This is a genomic window from Marinomonas sp. A3A (assembly GCF_018336955.1).
Lineage (GTDB): Bacteria > Pseudomonadota > Gammaproteobacteria > Pseudomonadales > Marinomonadaceae > Marinomonas > Marinomonas lutimaris.
This window is the reverse complement of record NZ_CP025532.1, coordinates 2,420,634-2,439,535: the sequence shown is the minus strand read 5'-3', so window position 1 is coordinate 2,439,535 and position 18,902 is coordinate 2,420,634. Positions and strand designations below refer to the sequence as shown.

At 42.5% G+C, this 18,902-nt stretch carries 15 protein-coding genes; 10 read left to right on the top strand and 5 right to left on the bottom strand.

The annotated features are described in order from the left end of the window. The first annotated feature begins 59 nt into the window (after positions 1-59). Positions 60-899: a DNA ligase gene (locus CYL31_RS11355; RefSeq protein WP_212915360.1), complete on the top strand. Its 840-nt coding sequence runs from the start codon at positions 60-62 to the stop codon at positions 897-899. Between the two features lie 24 nt (positions 900-923). Beyond that, positions 924-1,616, top strand: coding sequence for an alpha/beta fold hydrolase (locus CYL31_RS11350; protein WP_249411557.1), 693 nt, complete (start codon positions 924-926; stop codon positions 1,614-1,616). 14 nt (positions 1,617-1,630) lie between these two features. On the opposite strand, the gene CYL31_RS11345 is transcribed toward CYL31_RS11350, so the two are convergent. The 3 genes from CYL31_RS11345 to CYL31_RS11335 all read right to left on the bottom strand — a co-directional run bounded on the left by CYL31_RS11345 (position 1,631) and on the right by CYL31_RS11335 (position 3,730). Further along, entirely contained in the window at positions 1,631-1,945 is a 315-nt protein-coding gene (locus CYL31_RS11345) for an ArsR/SmtB family transcription factor (RefSeq protein WP_212915359.1), read from the bottom strand. A 179-nt stretch (positions 1,946-2,124) separates the two neighbouring features. After that, positions 2,125-2,940: an exodeoxyribonuclease III gene (xthA, locus tag CYL31_RS11340; protein ID WP_212915358.1), complete on the bottom strand. Its 816-nt coding sequence runs from the start codon at positions 2,938-2,940 to the stop codon at positions 2,125-2,127. A 139-nt stretch (positions 2,941-3,079) separates the two neighbouring features. Beyond that, complete coding sequence (locus CYL31_RS11335) at positions 3,080-3,730, bottom strand: hypothetical protein (RefSeq protein WP_212915357.1); 651 nt, start codon at positions 3,728-3,730, stop codon at positions 3,080-3,082. Positions 3,731-3,956: 226 nt separating this feature from the next. Here CYL31_RS11335 and gorA point away from each other — a divergent pair, with 226 nt between their 5' ends. Continuing rightward, positions 3,957-5,330, top strand: a complete 1,374-nt coding sequence (gene gorA, locus CYL31_RS11330) for a glutathione-disulfide reductase (protein ID WP_212915356.1) — start codon at positions 3,957-3,959, stop codon at positions 5,328-5,330. Between the two features lie 147 nt (positions 5,331-5,477). On the opposite strand, the gene CYL31_RS11325 is transcribed toward gorA, so the two are convergent. Then, positions 5,478-7,127 (bottom strand): pectate lyase, encoded by a 1,650-nt coding sequence (locus tag CYL31_RS11325; RefSeq protein WP_212915355.1) that lies wholly within the window; start codon positions 7,125-7,127, stop codon positions 5,478-5,480. A 222-nt stretch (positions 7,128-7,349) separates the two neighbouring features. Between CYL31_RS11325 and CYL31_RS11320 the strand changes: the two genes are divergently transcribed. The 4 genes from CYL31_RS11320 (at position 7,350) to CYL31_RS11305 (ending at position 12,270) form a co-directional block, all read left to right on the top strand. Beyond that, on the top strand, positions 7,350-8,822 hold the full coding sequence (locus CYL31_RS11320; RefSeq protein ID WP_212915354.1) for an aminoacyl-histidine dipeptidase: 1,473 nt from the start codon (positions 7,350-7,352) through the stop codon (positions 8,820-8,822). 709 nt (positions 8,823-9,531) lie between these two features. Further along, positions 9,532-10,302, top strand: a complete 771-nt coding sequence (locus CYL31_RS11315; protein ID WP_138620985.1) for a hypothetical protein — start codon at positions 9,532-9,534, stop codon at positions 10,300-10,302. A 95-nt stretch (positions 10,303-10,397) separates the two neighbouring features. Next, complete coding sequence (locus tag CYL31_RS11310) at positions 10,398-11,591, top strand: protein kinase family protein (RefSeq protein ID WP_212915353.1); 1,194 nt, start codon at positions 10,398-10,400, stop codon at positions 11,589-11,591. A 103-nt stretch (positions 11,592-11,694) separates the two neighbouring features. Then, positions 11,695-12,270 (top strand): YdeI/OmpD-associated family protein, encoded by a 576-nt coding sequence (locus tag CYL31_RS11305; RefSeq protein ID WP_212915352.1) that lies wholly within the window; start codon positions 11,695-11,697, stop codon positions 12,268-12,270. A gap of 131 nt (positions 12,271-12,401) precedes the next feature. Here CYL31_RS11305 and CYL31_RS11300 read toward each other — a convergent pair whose 3' ends face one another. Further along, entirely contained in the window at positions 12,402-12,578 is a 177-nt protein-coding gene (locus CYL31_RS11300) for a DUF1328 family protein (RefSeq protein WP_205114853.1), read from the bottom strand. A gap of 402 nt (positions 12,579-12,980) precedes the next feature. Here CYL31_RS11300 and CYL31_RS11295 point away from each other — a divergent pair, with 402 nt between their 5' ends. From CYL31_RS11295 to CYL31_RS11285, 3 genes are read left to right on the top strand one after another with little or no spacing between them, the layout of a single operon-like run. Continuing rightward, positions 12,981-13,850, top strand: coding sequence for a 2Fe-2S iron-sulfur cluster-binding protein (locus CYL31_RS11295; RefSeq protein ID WP_212915351.1), 870 nt, complete (start codon positions 12,981-12,983; stop codon positions 13,848-13,850). A gap of 49 nt (positions 13,851-13,899) precedes the next feature. Beyond that, positions 13,900-15,177: an exonuclease subunit SbcD gene (gene sbcD, locus CYL31_RS11290; RefSeq protein ID WP_212915350.1), complete on the top strand. Its 1,278-nt coding sequence runs from the start codon at positions 13,900-13,902 to the stop codon at positions 15,175-15,177. Next, on the top strand, positions 15,174-18,902 hold the full coding sequence (locus CYL31_RS11285; RefSeq protein ID WP_212915349.1) for an SbcC/MukB-like Walker B domain-containing protein: 3,729 nt from the start codon (positions 15,174-15,176) through the stop codon (positions 18,900-18,902). The genes sbcD and CYL31_RS11285 overlap by 4 nt, the downstream gene beginning before the upstream one ends.

Sequence of the window (18,902 nt, the reverse complement as noted above, 5' to 3'; positions counted from 1 at the left end):
AATCGTTTAGCGTAATCAAGTGCTATGGAATAGCGCTTTTATTATCAAAGGAGTGAATCATGTTTCAGAAAAGATGTTTGGCTTTATGGCTCTTCTTGTTTCCCTTAGTTCTTTTTGCGCAACCAGATGTGCAATTGGCGACTGTATTTTCTGAAGATGCTCATGTGGAAGAGTATCTTGTGAGTGAAAAATACGATGGCATCCGCGCTATCTGGACGGGAGAAAAACTCATTACTCGGCAAGGAAATCCAATTTTTGCCCCTAAATGGTTTACTGATAAATTGCCACGTGTTTGGTTGGATGGGGAGCTTTGGTCTAAGCATAATGATTTTGAATTTATTATGTCGACTGTTAGGAAGCAAATTCCAGTAGACAGCGAATGGCGTAAGATTTATTACATGGTGTTTGATGCGCCTGACCGAGAACGAAATATGACGTTTGAGGAAAGATACAAACGTTATTCGCGTCTGCTGACTATTCTAGACCTACCTCATGTTCTCCCTGTTGAACAGTTCTCTGTGAGTAATAACGAAGTGCTTCATAATATGCTGACTGCTTATGTAAACAAAGGCTCAGAAGGTTTGATGTTACATAGGAAATTAGCTCGTTTCGAAACAGGTCGCACGGATAACTTGCTCAAGTTAAAGCCACATATGGAGGCTGATGCTAAGGTTATTGCAATCTTAAATGGCACAGGTAAGTACGATGGTATGATGGGGTCTGTGTTAGTGGAAATGCCATCTGGTGTGCGCTTTAAAATAGGCAGCGGTTTTTCAGATAAAGAACGTAACACTCCTCCCAATATAGGGGATTATATTGTTTATAAATATCATGGTTTTACTGAGCGAGGCATTCCTAGGTTTGCTAGCTTTCAACGATTGCGAGATACAGAATATTAATCTTTAGGTTCAAGGGGATTGGACTTGTTAACGAATATTTACTGCTTGCCCGGTACTATGTGTGATGAGCAGCTTTGGAATTTAACACAAGGTGAGGTTAGGGCATCGTTAAATTTACGGCATGTTCCTATTCCTATGAAAGACACAATCGAAGCCATAATCGATGCTTTGGCTGAGGCCTTGTCTGCAGAGCCTATTAATCTGTTGGGCTTTTCTATGGGAGGATATTTAGCTTGTGCCTTTGTACTTAAATATCCCGAACGTGTGAATCGATTGATGGTCTTGTCTAATACGGCAAGTGGCTTGTTAGAGTCAGAACGACAGCAACGTGAAGTCGCGCTTAACTGGGTGACAAAGCAAGGTTATAACGGCATACCAAAGAAAAAGGCCACCGCCATGCTTGGGGCGTCTAACAAAGGCAAAAGTGAGCTTTTGGATATTATTTTTACCATGGATAAGGCGCTTGGTGAGGCTGTTTTTATTCAGCAATTGAAAAGTAGCTTAGTTCGTCCAGATTTATTGTCGGCGCTTGAAAAAGTTAAGTGTCCGTTGTTTTTTGCGGTAGGCAGTGATGATTCGTTATTGTCGAGAGTGGTAATAGACAAGATAAAAGAGTCAAAGAATCTTAATATTCGCACAGTCGATGATTGCGGGCACATGTTGCCTTTAGAGCAGCCTGTCTTACTGGCGGATTTACTGAAAGAGTTTTACTTATAAAATTCTTATCTGTTTTAAAGTGTAGGGCAAAATAGGTTATGCAGTGTTTTGATTAGTTCTTTTACGCGGTGGTCGCCAATGCTGTAAAAAATAGTTTGGGACTCGCGACGAGTGTTAACGAGCCCATCTTTTCGCAACACAGCTAAATGTTGAGATAGGGCAGATTGGCTTAAAGGTAGCTTTTCATTTAAAGCCGTCACAGACAATTCTTGATCCAGTATGTGACATAAAATCATCAGACGGTTTTCGTTGCTCAGTGCTTTTAGGAATATAGCCGCTTGAGATGATTGTTGCAGCATATCTTCCATTGTAAGTGTTTCATTGTTCATGGTTTTTTCTCGTCTCTAATGCGGCAAATGACACGCTGAGCTTTGTATTAAAAATAAAACCATCCACATTGTCTGTGGATAAGACTGGGACTAGTGGCGTTCAGTGGTGGCTCTTATCAAGTAAGACGGTCATTATATGGTTTTGTATGATATTTGCACAATGACCGCCTTGATGACTTTTATTCGCTCAGATTGAAGCTAGTCCAGATTGGTGCGTGATCGGAAGGCTTTTCTAACGATCGTAAATCATAATCCACATCGGAATCTTCTAAGTAAGGTGTTAGTCCATTTGAGGCCATGATAACGTCAATTCTTAAGCCGCGCTTTGGCGTGTCTTCAAAGCCTTTTGAGCGATAGTCAAACCAGCTAAAGCGATCATTCTTTGTCGGATTAATTTGGCGATAGGTATCTGTTAATCCCCAGTTTGCCAACGTCGTAAACCACTCTCTTTCTTCTGGTAAGAAGCTACATTTACCTGTTTTTAACCAACGCTTTGCATTTGGCTCGCCAATGCCGATATCTAAATCCGTTGGAGAGATATTAATGTCTCCCATCACAATGATTTTTTCATTAGGGGAGTGTGCTGCAAGGTATTCCATTAAGTCGGCATAAAATTTTCGTTTCGCTGGAAACTTGGTTTCATGGTCACGACTTTCACCTTGGGGAAAATAACCATTCAGTACTTTTACTGGGCCTTGTGGCGTATCAAATGTTGCAATGATCATACGACGCTGAGCATCTTCATCATCACCAGGGAAGCCATACTCAACGCTAGTGGCTTCTTGTTTACTAAAAATAGCAACGCCGTAGTGAGATTTCTGTCCGTAATAGTAAGCGTGATAGCCAACAGACTTAGGAATTTCGTGAGGGAAAGCGTCGTCGTGTACCTTGATTTCTTGCAAGCCAATGACATCTGGCGCGTGTTTTTCTACTAATGCTTCTATTTGATGTGGTCGTGCACGTAGACCATTGATATTAAAAGAGACAAATTTCATCTGAATGATTCCATAGCGAATTTTCTTAATGATACCCAGTTGCGTAGGAGTCATAAAGGGATTTACAGGTCCATTGCTATAGATTCTTTTGTCTCTTATAAAGTGGAGCCTATGATCCGTTAATGACGACATCGATAATTTAAAAAAAGGCGACTATGATTCCTTTTAGAATAAAACTTCCAGGGATGATGCCTAGCGTGGTGTAGGCAAAAAGGAAACGTTGCTCTGGATTTATTTTTCTGATTATGGCGAGTAAAAACAATATAGCAAATAGGCCTAAACTTAATGCCATACCATAGAGGAATGACCCGCAAAAATGCGGTAGAGCGGCAAAGGCAAAGGCAGAAATATGGATGTGTGTTAACTCTAAACTTTCCTTATTACTGCGAAAAATAGTTACGAGAGAAAGAGCAACAGCAAGTCCATACAGGGCAATCACATAAGTTGGCCATTCATAACTAAGTGGATTATTTAAATGAAAAGTCGAAAAGCTGAAGTTCGAAAGGAATGTCCATGCTGTCTTGATAATGACGCTTACAACAAAGGCACCAACAGAGAAAAAGAAAAAAGCAACCACAGCACCGCCAGCGGTCGGGCCTGCTTTGTACCCCTCAATAATTAAGAGCATGGCACTTAACGCCGCACTTAGTTGTAGCCAAAGCCAATAATCGTCATTAAAGAGCGGAATAAATGGTAACGCCATTATAATAAAGAAGGACTTACCATCGTCTTTTTGGAAAAAGTAAAACGCCATGATGGCGATGTAAACTAGGATAATGAAATCGGGCATGTAACTTCCTTGTAGTATGATCTTTTTGTGAGATTTGTTGGTAAAATTATCGTTTGTTTAATGATACCGTAGTCGCCTTTGACGATACATTTTTTAAGTTCGTTATGTGCATCTAAAGAGAAATGAATATCTACAGCATCGCTATTTCTGGTTCAGCCTTCTTCTAAGGGGTTGGGGCTGTTAAACTGCCCTCATATTACATCATGAATGATTTTGGAGACTAAGAATGTCTTATCAGTACGACTTATTTGTTATTGGCGCCGGTTCAGGTGGCGTTCGTGCTAGCCGTGTTGCGGCATCCAAAGGTTATAAAGTTGCGGTTGCCGAAGGCAGTGCGTTAGGCGGAACCTGCGTTAACATTGGTTGTGTGCCTAAAAAGCTATTTGTTTATGGTTCTGAATATGGTCATGGCTTTGAAGAAGCGGCAGGCTTTGGTTGGTCTCATCAAGGTGTAGAATTTAACTGGTCTGTTTTACGTGATAACAAAACCAAAGAAATTCAGCGTCTAAACGGCATTTATGGCAATTTGCTTGGTAATGCGGGCGTTGAAGTTATCTCCGGCTTTGCCTGCTTTGTTGATGCGCACACCGTGATGGTAGATGGAAAAACCTACACAGCGGAACGTATCTTGATCGCCGTTGGTGCTAAGCCTTTTATTCCTGAGTTCCAAGGCAGTGATTTAGTTGTTAGCTCTAACGAAATGTTCTTCCTAGAAGAGCTGCCTAAAAAAGCCCTTGTTGTTGGCGGTGGTTATATTGCCGTTGAATTCGCGGGGATTTTGAATGGTCTGGGGGTTGATACTAGCCTTGCTTATCGTGGTGATCAGCTACTTCGTGGCTTTGACCAAGATGTCCGCGATTTTGCCAGTGAAGAATACAAAAAGTCTGGTATTGATGTGCGTTTGAATACGGACGTTGAAAGTATTGAGCTTGCCGATACGACTAATCCAAACGGTGCTCGAACGGTGCATTTTAAAGATGGTCACTCGGAAGAATTTGGTCTCATTCTTTATGCAACCGGTCGCGTACCAAATGTTGCTTCGTTGGAGCTTGAAAAAGCGGGTGTTAAAACCGGCAAAAATGGCGCAGTGATTATTGATAAGAATTTCACCACGTCTGCGAAAAGTGTTTTTGCCCTTGGGGACGTGACCGACAATATTCAGCTAACGCCTGTTGCGATTAAAGAAGCCATGGCGCTTATTGCTTATTGGTTCGATGGCAAAGAAGTGGACTTTGATTACGACAATATTCCAACCGCTGTCTTCAGCCAGCCAGCTATCGGTACTGTCGGATTAACCGAACAAGAAGCTGAAAAACGTGGTCTAGACTTCCGAGTTTATCAAACGGATTTTCGTCCTATGAAGCACACATTAAGCGGCGGCACATCACGTTCTTTGATGAAGCTATTGGTGAACAATGTGGACGACAAAGTCATTGGCGCACACATGGTGGGTGATTACTCTGGTGAGATCATTCAAGGCTTAGGTATTGCGATCAAAGCTGGAGCAACCAAAGCGGACTTCGACGATACCGTGGGTGTTCACCCAACAAGCGCTGAAGAATTTGTTACCTTCTCTGCTGCGTCTTTAAAGAAAAAATAAGACGAAAACACAAGCTCGGCCTTACTGGCTCAACGGCATCGGCTCAGTTAATGATCTTAACAAAGACACCTCGGTAAATTTTATCGGGGTGTCTTTTTTTGTTTTGGTTATCGCGTGTTTTCTTAATGTTGCTTATCTTAATTCTGTTTATAGAGTGCAAGAGTAAATCGATTTAACATCCATGGTATTTTTGATGCTGCCATCGGGCATCATCATGTCTCCATGAATGTATCCACCTCGGCTGCGATAAATCGGCACCAATTCACGTTGACCTTGTTTTGCCGCAATGAGGCTGAGTAGGGCGAGCGGTTCGATATCGTCGAATCGGCAGTTAATGTGATCATGACTAGTGGTAAAAAAATCTCGATTGGCACTACGTTGAAAGATATTTCCCCCCAGCTTTTCAGCAAGCGCTAAATAACTCGCCTTTTTGGTCGCTTGATGCATTTCTAAGGCTGCGAACAAGAAAAGCGGTTCGTCTGCCTGGGTTTCCAGATTGACGTTTGGTTCATCGCTTACCCAGTTGCCAAGATCAAAATGTTTTGCCATAGCACAGACGGTAGCCCAAATGATATTGCTCTGATTCCCAACCGAACAGTTTTCTATCCAGTTAGTGACATAAGCAAGAAAAACATGAGAAGGAACAGGGCGACGAATAATTTCTACGCCCTTTTTACCATAATAACCGTAACGAGGAATTTGTTGTCCTGTTAGGTCTTTGCCATCGGCGAACATGGGCTTGATTTCATTTGTATTGGCATCGTAGGCGTAATGCGCCCAGGCCTCCAAGCCTTCCGTAGTCCAATCTAATAGCTGTTTGCCATCCTTACCAAGCTCTCTTGCGAGCAGGGTTTGCGCTAGACCGCAGTCCCCATAAATTCCTTCTGGCCCATTAAGAGCCTCTTCATCCATCTTGAACAATACCCAAGCTTCTTTCGCCACATCGCCGTATTCTGGACCAAATTGACGTTGGGCTCTGTCGCCCCAAAATGAGAAGGTGTATTGTGGGTCTTTTTCGTCTTCTGGCGCGTCGCCTGTTTTTAATGGGCGATTGTATTGGTAACAACCAAGCTTGGTGTCTGGGTGACGGCTGTTGACGTATTGACTCATTAAAAACTCTGCCCAAGAAAGGGCTTTTTCATCGCGATCTAGCTTAGAGAGCATTCCTGCGCTGAACACGAGATCGTTGCCGATATTCACAAAAGACAAACCTTTCATTTCGCGGAGTGGCTCTAGGTGTTTATTTTGTGGTCTATCCCAAAAAATTGCTTCATCGAATTCTAATCCGTAGCTGCCGTGGCGAGACATTTCCATGTTATCCCAGTTTGTCACATGACAGTTCCAAATCGCCTTGATCATTCGGCTGGTGGCGGTTGGATTGGTTTCATACATGAGTTCATAAAACGGGCAATGATGTTTAAGTTCGTGCACCATATTTTTGTTTTCTGGCCCTACGGTATTGAGCGTTTTCAAATCCAGAAAAGAGTGACCGCCCCAACGAATAAGGCCACTTGAATCGGCATTGTCAAAGTGCCACTGAATAGCATCTTGTGCGGCTTGTTTGTATTTTTGCTGATTAGTTAACGCACTCAATCCACAAAAAAAGCGGAACAAATTTTGTTGGCTGGCAATGTTGGAGGGTTCCCACTCTGTGTCATCGGTATTTTTCCACGTCACCGGTTTGCCATTAAATGTGTTGCAGCCATCAAAGAAAAGCGGTGTTCCGTGGTACGGGTCACGATAGTTTTGAAGAATGGTGTCAGCGTAGTGAGTTAAATAGTCCAGCATTTTTTGCATTGTGTTTATCCGTTTTTTATTCTTTCTATAATATTAAAGGAGATTATTATTAGTCTCCATAAAAAATTAAAACATTGTTTTATTTTTATTTTGAAAGGTCGATAGAGCGGCACATACGTTTTCTCTATCGGTGTAGTCTTAATTTCGATTGCCTCTACTCATGCTCTTCTTTAATGTTCCTAACACAATTAGGTACTAATGAAAAAATACTAAGAGAGCAGTATGAACGACGTTTTAACCACACTAGAGCCAAAAGCCATTTGGCGTCATTTCCAAACATTATGTAATACGCCGCGTCGGTCATATCACGAAGCAGCATTAAGAGAGCATCTAATTCAATGGGCGACGGATTTAGGCCATGAAACCTATGTTGACCCAGTGGGTAACCTGCTAATTCGCAAAGCCGCGAGCAAAGGCATGGAAGACAGAGAAACCGTCGTCTTACAAGGCCACTTGGACATGGTGGCGCAAAAAAACGCTGATATTGACCACGACTTCACCAAAGACCCGATTATCACGCAAGTGATCGATGGCTGGGTTCAAGCCACCGGAACAACGCTTGGTGCTGATAATGGCATTGGTGTGGCTGCTGCGATGGCCGTATTGGAATCAACTGATTTAGCTCACGGGCCAATTGAAGCCTTATTTACCATCGAAGAAGAAACCAGCTTACGTGGTGCATTGCAGCTTGAAGAGGGCATTCTGAAAGGCAAAATCTTATTGAACTTGGATTCAGAGGATCGCGGTGATGTGTACATCGGCTGTGCTGGTGGCATGGACATCAATGTGGCAAAACAATATCCCATTGTGGCGACTGGCAGTGATAAGAAAGCGTTCAAAATAACTGTGTCGGGCTTACGTGGCGGACATTCAGGTTTGGATATTCATAAAGGCCGCGCCAGTGCGAACGTGCTTATTGTGCGCTTGTTAAACCTTCTCAAAGAGCGCTGTGACTTTGGTTTAACTGCTTTCACTGGTGGCACGCTTCGTAATGCAATCTCCCGTGATGCAGAAGCGACGATCAACGTTAGCAATGAAGACCAAGCCAAACTGTTTGCCTTTGTTGAAGAATTTGAACAAGCTACCAAAACAGAATTTAGCGCTACGGAAACGAATCTTACCGTGACATTAGAAACCGCTGAACTAGATTCAGAACTGAAAGAAACAGACAAAGATGCCTTGTTAAACGCTATGTACAGCGCACCTCATGGCGTCCATCGCATGAGCGCCGATTTGGAAGGCGTAACAGAAACCTCTTGTAACTTCGGCGTGATTAATCTACGTAACACGGAAGATGGCAAGAAAGCCTTTGATGCGTGCTTATTGGTACGTTCCCTTGTGGATTCCGCCGTAGAGCAGCTTGCTTACGTGGCAAAATCTGCCTTCTCATTAATTCAAGCTGAGGTCAAACTAGAAAACGGCTACCCAGGCTGGCGTCCAGATCCAAAAGCAGGCTTGCTCAAGCACTTCTTAACGGTTCACACCGAGGTGATGGGTCACGAAGCCAATGTGAAAGTGATTCATGCTGGCCTTGAATGCGGAATCATTGGCGCGAAATACCCAGGCATGGAAATGGTGTCATTCGGCCCAAATATCCGCGGCGCGCATTCACCGACAGAACGCATGGAGATAGACTCCGTTGGGGATTTTTGGCGACTACTCGTGGCTCTACTAGAATCTGTTCCAAAAGCCTAAGTTTTTGGGTTTTTGTACATAACTTGAACCGAGTGACATTCTCTTCGAAAATATCGCCTACCTCAGGTGAATGTCACTCTTATTCTCGTTAATCAGATCCCCATAGCAGGTAGAATCACTAATTGTAGGGCGGATGAGGGAGGAACGACCGTGATCCGCCGTTTGGCTTACGCCAATGCTGCATACTTTAAATCACCTTGATATTACTTTTGCTTGCGCTTGTTTCGCAGGCTCAACGCGTCAGCGCAAAACCAAACCAAGGTGATTAACAGGTGTTAGTCCTGTTTATGTAAGTCATGCCTTTAGACCGACGCGGAATTTAGCTTTCATTCCAAGTCTTTTAATCCGTATCTACCTCATCGCTCAAACACACCAAGACAAATTGATAGAGACTGTGTGGATATACAGTTTATTTTTTAAATGCCTAGTGATTGGCACGGTTTGCCTAATAAATAATCACTGTATTGCTCGTTTGTACTGGCAGTAAATAAAAAAGTCTTTTAGTATCAATCAACAAGAATCTACTGAGCAGAAATAACGCGCTGTGGATAAATGAAATAACGCGCACGCTCGCTTTTCCAGTTTTAACTTTTGTTGATATTTCTATTAATGGCTTTAGAGTCAGTGACTTATAGTGATAATAAGGAAGTTTCTGAAATGTGTAAACGCGCATGCGCACTATTAAACTGTTAGGGCTATAGGCATAGTTTTGAGTAAAAATATAGAATCTTGTTATGCATGTAATAGTCCTGCTACTAGCCGAGAGCATGTTCCTCCAAAGTGTCTTTTCCCTACAGAATTAGGGATAGATTTGAGAAAAGATTTAATTACTGTTCCAAGTTGCGATCAACATAACGGTAAAAAATCTGATGATGATGAATTTTTACTTGCTAGTTTAGCTGGGATAATTGGTTGTAATGATATTGGTATGTTGCATAAATTTACAAAAGTTGACCGTGCTATACGACGTAGTGGAGGCCGGTTACTTAACAAAGTATTAAGAACTTCAGAGGTAAAATCTCATAAATTAGAAAATGGAGATGTTGTTGATGTTGCTTGGGGGAAACCTGATCTCAAGCGATTACACGAATGCTTTGAGTTAATTGGTAGAGGCTTGTATTTTAGTAAACTCGGTGAACGTTTCAAAGGTAAGGTGATATGCGAGGTGGTGTATGTACCAATTAATGATCGTGGTCGAGCTGGTTATAGAGAGTTTGCAGTAGAGCAAATGCAGAAAGAAATTGCCAAGACCGATATACAAGGTAAAAACCCTGATGTGTTTCAATGGGTAATTGGGCCTCTAGATTATTCAGGGGCTTGTTGTGGCAAAATGATATTTTATGGCAATTTGTCTGTTTATTTAGCATTTATTCCTGAGTCTTTTCGAGAAGAGGATTATGTAAACCTTTATGATATTGCTAAAACGGCAAATAAACCGGTTTATATTCAGAAAGATGGAAAAAAGTACAGAATTAACTAGCCCTAACAAGTCAATTCAGCAGGACAAAAAACAGTTGGTTTTGCTCCTGCGTCGCTAATTTTAACCAACTGATTTTTGCCTCTGATTGAGGCGTTATGGTTCAATTAGAGACAGGTTTTATAATATTAATGAATGCAGATAATGCCATAGAGAGTCACTACAGAAAGCTCTTTGATATTTTGAATAATGAATTCGAAGATCTTTACGAATCAATAAATAATGACAAGTTAAGAATTTTATTCTCTACTCTTCACTCTAGCGTCACTAGTCTTTTTGACTCGATGAATAATAGGCTTCCAACAGATGAAGACACGGCTCACTTCTGGGCAGACCCGAGTAGGGAGCTCATTAGATCTATAGAGACGATTGAAGCTTTAGAGAGATCTTTGAAGAACTCTGAATATGCATTCTATATTGAGGAGTACCATCGAGATAGACTTACTTTTTGTAAGAGCTTTCTAAGTAAGAGCGGTGGGAGTGCAATCCCCTCTTATACTGAAAAGCTAGAGATTTATTACACTATCCCAATATTTTTTCCACAAAGTTCAGTGAAAATTGAGAACAAAAATAAGACCGCTGATTTAAAGGCTTTAGGTAGTGGGTCTTATGCAAATGTCTATAAGTATTTTGACAGTTTCTATAATAAAAACTTTGCTTTAAAGCGGGCAAAGAAAGATCTAAATGCAAAGGAAATTGAAAGGTTTAAGCGAGAGTACGAACAAATGAGTATGCTAAGCTCACCATATGTTCTAGAAGTTTATGGATACAATGAGAAAAACAATGAGTACATTATGGAGTTTATGGACAACTCATTGGATAAGTATATTTTAAAAAACAATTCCAAGTTATCGTTTCAAGATCGCGTTAAGTTAGGGTTGCAAATACTCAGAGCTTTCTCGTACATACATTCTAAAAATATTTTGCACAGGGATATTAGCCCTAAAAATATTCTACTCAAAGAATATGATGATGTGGCTGTAGTGAAAATAGCGGACTTTGGTCTGGTGAAAATCGTTGATAGCGAACTAACTTCTGAAAATACGGATTTTAAAGGCTACTATAATGATCCAAGCCTAGTAACAGAAGGATTTGATAGTTATAGCATCTTGCATGAAACATACGCGTTGACTCGTATTTTATATTACGTCTTAACCGGAAAGAGTAAGACTGAAAAGCTACCAGAGAATGTGCGTGCTTTTATTGATATAGGCCTTAGTAGTGATAAGTCTATTAGATTTAAAGATGTTGATGAGTTACGCATGGCTTTTCAAGCTATCGCACCAATGTAATTTTGCCGTGAATCATAACAAAGCCCAGCAGTTCGTAGTCTTCGGCTACCGGACTCGCTTCGCTCGCCGCTGTGGGCGGCGTTAACATTAAAGAACCCAATTCATGCCTTCACCAAATCCCTTGAGAATCATGTCATTTGAAACACCTAGCGATCTCGATGAGTGGCTCAAGGTGAATCACGCGGTTGAAAGTGAGTTGTGGGTAAAGATATTTAAGAAAAACTCTGGGGTTCAAAGTGTTTCTTGGAATGATGTTGTGGTGGAGGTTTTATGTTGGGGTTGGATTGATGGTGTGAAAAAGTCATTGGATGATGAATCCTACCTTCAACGAATAACACCACGAGCTGTACGAAGCACTTGGTCTAAAAGAAACACGGAGCATGTTGAGCGTTTGATAAGCGAAGGCCGTATGAAGGAGCCTGGGCTTGTACATGTTCGCGCAGCGAAAGCTGACGGTCGTTGGGAAAAGGCTTATGTAGCGAGTGAAATGGAAGTGCCTGCAGACTTTTTAGCGGCAATAGAAGAACAGCCGAGAGTAAAACTCTTTTTTGAAACGCTTAATAAGTCGAGTCGTTATGTGATTGCTCATGGCTTAACGAGTGCGAAGAAACCAGAAACTAGGCAGCGACGATTTGAAAAATTCTTAGACATGCTTATCAGAGAAGAAAAACCGACTTAGTCTCTATGACACTCAAAAGATCATAGTCGGGCGCTCAAAATCTTCGAATTGGTTACAGGCAATGCCAGTCATAAAAAAAGGGCATATGCCCCTTTTCTATTTGAATAACGCTAAATGCCATTAAGGCAATGTTATAGCTTAGGCCCTTTACCTCTGATGGCTCTGGATACAAGAGAAATCACCAGTAGTACTATGAAGATAAAGAAGATGATTTTTGCAATTCCCGCCGCGGCACCAGCAATACCTGTAAAGCCTAGCACCCCTGCAATAAGGGCGATGATTAACAATAATACAGTCCAGCCTAACATGTCGTTCTCCTTGTCTTAGTAAATGATACTTATAGAAAGTTGACGATATTTTCAAAGCTCATAACTCATAATCAACGGTTAAAAACATAGCAAGCTTAGAGTTATAAAGTCAACCAAGTGGTCAGGATTGGATTAATAAGTCACAAAGTTGATACTTTGCTAACATAATCGAGTTAAGTGATTGGCTTTAAGGGGGCAGGGGGTTGCATAAAATACTTAAGCCCTTTTGGCATAATGTGGGAAGTTTCGTTTTGCGCAGTTAAGACTGACCTATTATAAAGTCGAAAGGCTAATGAGCCTGTTCTTATAGTAACTAAATGGGATTTTTCTATGATTGAGTGTCACACAAGAGAGGTAGTTAGGCAGAATATGTCATAATAGCCAGATCAAAGATGAGGTTGGATGATGGATTCACAGGCGCTGACGATAGAATTGGATGATGAGCAGTTTGAGGCGGTTTTGGGTGACAATTTGTTGTCGTCGTTGCTTTCTCAGGGTGCGGATGTTCGTTACGGTTGTCGCGCTGGGGCTTGTGGTGCGTGTCGTCTTTATGATGCGAGCAATTGCGAGTCGATCCTTTCTTGTCAAACCTCGGTTGCTTCGGCTATGTCTTTAACTCGACAAACGCCAGCCGTGTCTTCTTCTTTTTCTGTTTTAAATCCTATTTGTTTGAATGAATCAGCTATCGAGCTAACGCTTTTGGGGCCAAGTGATGATTCTTTCGGGGATCGTGTTTCGGTTGGCTTTCCTGCTAGCAAATCATCGTCAGTTATTATTGATGAGCAAGCTCATTTTTATGAGTGTATGGCGTTAAATCCTGCTGGAGCGCCTTTAAAAGTAGTGTTGCATAAAGCGCAGTTATGCGACAAGGACTGGCTGCGCGCCTTAGCGCTTTCGTCTGATAATAAGGTGGATGTTCAATTATCGACTGGAATGCGCAAAGGTCGTTTGTTGTTTGAGATGGATATTGCTGATGCGCCTGTTGTAGTCATTTCTTCTCCTGATAATGCTATTTATGCATCTTATTGGCGTGAGACTTTGTTGGATTACACGCCAATGTTTCTCGGGCATTTTGCTTTGTATGCGAATAATGATCTGACGCTTAGTTTGGCGGATGATGTATTGATTACTTTTCTTCAAGAGGCGCTGGCGAATTCTGGCAGCACTTCTCTACAACTTATTTATCATGGTCAAAATGTGTCTGCGAAGGATTGGAGTTTGTTGTTGCGACCTTTGCGGATTCATCCGAATCAGTTGCATTTTGTTCGGTAACTTGGCTTTTTATTTTTACGTATATTTTGATATTCAACGGATTCTATAAATGAAAATTCTACACACCTCAGACTGGCATCTTGGTCAGCATTTTATGGGGAAATCTCGCCGCGATGAGCACAAAGCTTTTATAGATTGGTTGTTGGTGCTGGTGGACAAAGAATCTATCGATGCGGTGATCATTGCTGGAGATGTGTTCGATACTGGTTCGCCACCAAGCTACGCGCGCGAAATGTATCATCAGCTGGTATTAGACATGAAGGCGCGCCAGTGTCAGTTGGTGATTGTTGCAGGCAATCACGATTCGGTCAGTATGTTAAACGAATCTAAGAGCTTGCTGACGTATCTTGATACGCAAGTGTCTAGTCAGGCGAATCTTGAAGATATTGAATCTCATGTTATTCCGCTTAAAGACAAAAGGGGCGAGATTGCTGCTTGGGTTTGTGCTGTGCCGTATTTGCGTCCAAAAGATGTAATGCAAAGCGTCGCTGGGCAGTCTGAGCAAGATAAGAAGCTTAGTCTATTGCAGATGATTGGCGATTTTTATCAGCGAGTTTATGAAGCAGCTTGTGAGAAAAACAAAGCACTGAAAACACCTGTGCCGATTATTGGTACCGGGCATTTGACGGCAGTGGGCGGACAAGTGAGCGAGTCGGTGCGTGATCTTTATGTGGGTACTTTGGAAGCTTTGCCGACGTCGGTGTTTCCGGCGTTTGATTACCTTGCTCTTGGGCATATTCACCGAGCTCAGCCGATTAGTAAAAGTGGTCGGTTCCGTTACAGTGGTTCGCCGATTCCACTGAGCTTTGATGAGCTGGGTCGTGATAAGACTTTGGTTATGTTCGATACCGATTTATTAGGTGAAGACACTTTTGTTGAAGACTTGTTTGCTGAGCCGACCGATCCTGTTCAATTAGTGACGATTCCTAATTTTCAGCCAATGGCGAGTTTGAAGGGCAACTTGAAGGAGGTCATTAAGCAGATTTCTGCGTTAGAGTTGGCGGAAGATAAAACGCTTTGGTTGGAAGTGACGGTCATTGCCGACGAGTATTTGAGCGATGTGCATAAGCGTTTATTAGAAGTCATTGACGGTAAGCCAATTGAGTTACTGAGGGTTATGCGTCGCAGCGCGGTAGAAAAAAAGAACGAAGGTTTCGAGGCACGTAAAACATTGTCGGAATTAACTGTTGGTGATGTGTTTCAGCAGAGTCTTAAATCGAATTTAGAGCTGGATGAAGAAGAAAGCAAAATGTTGACTGAGTTGTTTCAAACTTGCCTAGTGGAATTGGAAGAGCATCAACAAGAAGGCGAGGAGAAGCAATCATGAAAATTTGCAAACTGCGCCTGAAGAATTTGAATTCCCTTAAAGGCGAATGGGAAATTGATTTTACCAAAGCGCCTTTTGATGACGCTGGTGTATTTGCCATTGTCGGGCCTACGGGCGCAGGTAAGTCGACCTTGTTGGATGCGATCTGTTTGGCTTTGTACCATGAAACGCCGCGTCTGAAAGTCTCACCTAGTCAGAATGATGTGATGACGCGCCATACTTCTGAATGTTTGGCGGAAGTCGAGTTTGAAATAAAGGGCAAAGGTTATCGCGCTTTTTGGGGACAACGACGTGCCCGCGGCCAAAGTGATGGCAAGTTGCAGCCCATGACCTGTGAGCTGTGCGAACGCGACGGCACGATCATTACCACGAAGATAAACGAAAAAATCGATAAGATAGCGGAAATCACTGGCTTGGATTTTTCCCGCTTTACCAAGTCTATGTTACTTGCTCAAGGCGGCTTTTCGGCCTTCTTAAATGCTTCTGCTAATGATCGTGCTGAGTTGTTAGAAGAGCTGACCGGCACAGAAATTTATGGTGACGTGTCTAAGTGGGTGTTTGATAAACACAAGCTAGAGAAGCAATCTATTGCAGCGCTTGAAAGCTTCAATGAGCAGACTCAATTATTAACGGACGAGGCTTTTGCAGAACTAAAGCAAACTGAATCGAGTTTTGAAGCCAACGAAAAAGCCAATGAGCAGGCGTTAAAGGCTCATCAAACCGTACTTGAATGGCGACGCACTGAGCAAAAGCTACAAGAGCAAGTGGCTCAGTATCAGCAACAAGTCGATGACGCGAATCAGGCGCTTGCGGATTTCGCGCCTCAACAGCAGCAGCTTGAGCAGGCACTGACTGCGCAAGTTTTGCTGCCTGATTATGAAAAGCAGCAAGGCTTGAAGTCTCGCTTGGATCAGAATCAAGCAGATATTGCTCAATACACTGAAACGCAGCAAGCACAGCTTATACAAAGTCAGGCTCTTACTGAATCGGTTGAACAGGCGAAAGCGAAATTAGCGAATGCTCGCACTGAGTTGGACGCTTTGAATAACAAGATTAATGATGAAATTCAGCCCATCTTGTCCCGCCAAGAAAGTGTGAAGGCACAATATCAAGATGCTTCTGCTCGGTTAAAACAAGCGGCGGAGAAAGTCGAAAATCAGCAATCGCAATTAAAAGCCACAACAGAGAAACAAGCAGACATTGATAAAGCGAGTGAAGACAGTAAAGCCATTTTGAGCCGCTGGACATCGCCAGAAAAAATCGAAAATCAGTTGGCTAGTTGGCAGCATCAGGCACAAATCATAGAGGCAAATACCCAAGCTATTGCTGAACTTGAGATCAGTATCGATCAAGGTTCCAAAAGTTATGATGCTGCTCGCTCTGCTCATGGAAGTAATCAAGCTAAGTTAGAGCATGAACAAGCCAGCATAGAAGAGCGTCAGCAAGCATTGCAGAGCACGGTTCATGATTACATGGCGTCATCATCTCAGCGTGAATATGCCGATTGGCAGAAAGGTTATCATCAAACTGAACGTGCTCAGTATAATGCGCAATCACTCTGGAAACAGTTTCATCAATACCAAGATCAGCAATCACAATTGTCCGAGCTGGACGAGAATCTGAATACTATGGCAAGCCGTATTCAGCAACAGCAAAGCCAGCTAGAGCAACAAAGACAAACCTACAAAGACAAGCTTCGTCATCAAAAATCGATTGAAAAACTTGCCGAGGCCGAGCGTCATATTGTGGCGTTAACTCATTTGCGTAATGAGTTAGGTGAACATGATGATTGTCCGTTGTGTGGTTCAGCAGAGCACAATCTTGCTAATGCTTTGTACCAAGCAGATTCTGGTAGCCAGGAAGAATTTACTCGTTTAGGCAAAGAATTGGATAGCCTTAAGGGGCAAGGCATGCAATTGGCTGCGGATTTAGAATCCCTGCAGCGAGAGTTAACCTCTGGTCAAACTAGACGTCAGCAATTAATTGAAGGTTTGCTCACCACAGAAAATGAGTTGAAAGAATGGATAACACCACTAACTCACTATGTGAATAGCCAAGATGCCAGCTTTAATTTGTTTGATAAAGAACAAGTGTCGGTTCTGGTTCAGCGCGTCGATCAAGACTGGCGTGCCTTGCAAGAAATAGCGCCTAAGCTAGAAGAACTTCAACAATCTCGTTTGGCATTAGAAGCAGAATTGCAGAACTTGAATGTTCAGCATCAAACGACGCAACAGCAAGTGGTGAAAGATGAGTCGCAATGTCAGTTATTATGGCAAACGTTAGAAGCGCATCAGCAAAATTTAGCAAGTAAGCAAGGCGAGCAAGAGCAGACAATTAGGCACTTGCAAAAAGAAATGCTGCAATCAGGTGTTCCTGAAAGTTACCTTGATTTGTCTTTGACAGAGGCTTTGGAGCAGTTACAGGGGGCGATGACGCAATGGCGTGACAGCAAGGCGGGGTATGATGCTTTATTGCAGCAAGGCGAACAGCTTGCATATGAACACCAAAGGCTGCAAGGGGCGTTACAAGAAAGCCAGCAGCTGCATGATCAAGCCCGCGAGAAAGTTGCTGAATTTAATGAGAGCTTAAAAGCCATGGCAGAACAGTTACATGAGCTGTTAGGTGGCAAGAGTATTAGTGAGCTTCGTCAAGAGATGCAAACCCTTAATGATCATGCTCATCAAATGCTAGAAAAGGTAGAATCTGAGCGACAGCAAATCGCTCAGGCGTTGGCGTCTAGCAGTGCGACATTAGAAACGCTTAATAAATCTCATCTATCGTTAAGTAAAGAATATAAGCTTGTCTTGTCCGATTGGCAAAAACGTCTAGCTGAGAAAGGTTTTGAAAACGAGGCTGCGTGGCTGCAAGCGAACTTATCCACAGAAGAAATAAGCCAACGCCAAGAAGTGCTGAAGAAGTTACAAGAAGCCGGTTCTCGATTACAAACATTACTTAATCAATCTGAAGAATCCTTGCTGAAACATATTGAAAGCAAGTCCGAGCTTGCTGCTTTTGACGGTTCAGTCTTTGAAAAGTCTTCTCTTGAAGAGCTGGAAAAAAAACACGCCGAGCTTGATTCGGAACGCCAAGCTCTGCATCGTCAATGGGGTGTAGTGGCTCAGCAGATTCAAGAAGAGGTTCAACGCAGAGAGCAGATAGCGAAATCCAAAGAAGTGTTGGAAGCTCGTCGAGAGGCATTTATTCATCTTGAGCGTTTGAATCATTTGATTGGTTCTGCTGACGGCGCGAAATTCCGCCGCTTTGCGCAAAGTTTGACGCTGGATCATTTAGTATACTTGGCTAATCAGCATTTGGATATTTTGCATCGTCGCTATCAATTAATGCGTAACGAAGATGCTTTGTCTTTGCTTGTGGTTGATACTTGGCAAGCGAATGCGTCGCGCGATACGAAAACTCTCTCAGGTGGCGAATCTTTCCTAGTGAGTTTGGCGTTGGCCTTGGCTTTGTCTGATTTGGTGTCTCATAAGACCAGTATTGATTCCTTGTTCTTGGACGAAGGTTTTGGCACCTTGGATAGTGAGACATTGGAGTCTGCATTAGATGCCTTGGATAACTTGCATTCATCTGGCAAAACCATAGGTATTATTAGCCATATTAGTGCTTTGAAAGAACGTATTCCTGTGCAAATTAAGCTGACTAAACAGAGTGGTTTGGGGGTAAGTCGCCTTTCGGCTGAATTTGCTGTGCATTCGACTGAGGAGTGA

Bases quoted from the DNA above. Each gene is read 5' to 3' on its own strand.
- CYL31_RS11355 (WP_212915360.1), top strand. From the start codon at position 60: ATGTTTCAGAAAAGATGTTTGGCTTTATGGCTCTTCTTGTTTCCCTTA.
- CYL31_RS11345 (WP_212915359.1), bottom strand. From the start codon at position 1,945: ATGAACAATGAAACACTTACAATGGAAGATATGCTGCAACAATCATCT.
- xthA (WP_212915358.1), bottom strand. From the start codon at position 2,940: ATGAAATTTGTCTCTTTTAATATCAATGGTCTACGTGCACGACCACAT.
- CYL31_RS11335 (WP_212915357.1), bottom strand. From the start codon at position 3,730: ATGCCCGATTTCATTATCCTAGTTTACATCGCCATCATGGCGTTTTAC.
- gorA (WP_212915356.1), top strand. From the start codon at position 3,957: ATGTCTTATCAGTACGACTTATTTGTTATTGGCGCCGGTTCAGGTGGC.
- CYL31_RS11325 (WP_212915355.1), bottom strand. From the start codon at position 7,127: ATGCAAAAAATGCTGGACTATTTAACTCACTACGCTGACACCATTCTT.
- CYL31_RS11320 (WP_212915354.1), top strand. From the start codon at position 7,350: ATGAACGACGTTTTAACCACACTAGAGCCAAAAGCCATTTGGCGTCAT.
- CYL31_RS11310 (WP_212915353.1), top strand. From the start codon at position 10,398: ATGGTTCAATTAGAGACAGGTTTTATAATATTAATGAATGCAGATAAT.
- CYL31_RS11305 (WP_212915352.1), top strand. From the start codon at position 11,695: ATGCCTTCACCAAATCCCTTGAGAATCATGTCATTTGAAACACCTAGC.
- CYL31_RS11300 (WP_205114853.1), bottom strand. From the start codon at position 12,578: ATGTTAGGCTGGACTGTATTATTGTTAATCATCGCCCTTATTGCAGGG.
- CYL31_RS11295 (WP_212915351.1), top strand. From the start codon at position 12,981: ATGATGGATTCACAGGCGCTGACGATAGAATTGGATGATGAGCAGTTT.
- sbcD (WP_212915350.1), top strand. From the start codon at position 13,900: ATGAAAATTCTACACACCTCAGACTGGCATCTTGGTCAGCATTTTATG.
- CYL31_RS11285 (WP_212915349.1), top strand. From the start codon at position 15,174: ATGAAAATTTGCAAACTGCGCCTGAAGAATTTGAATTCCCTTAAAGGC.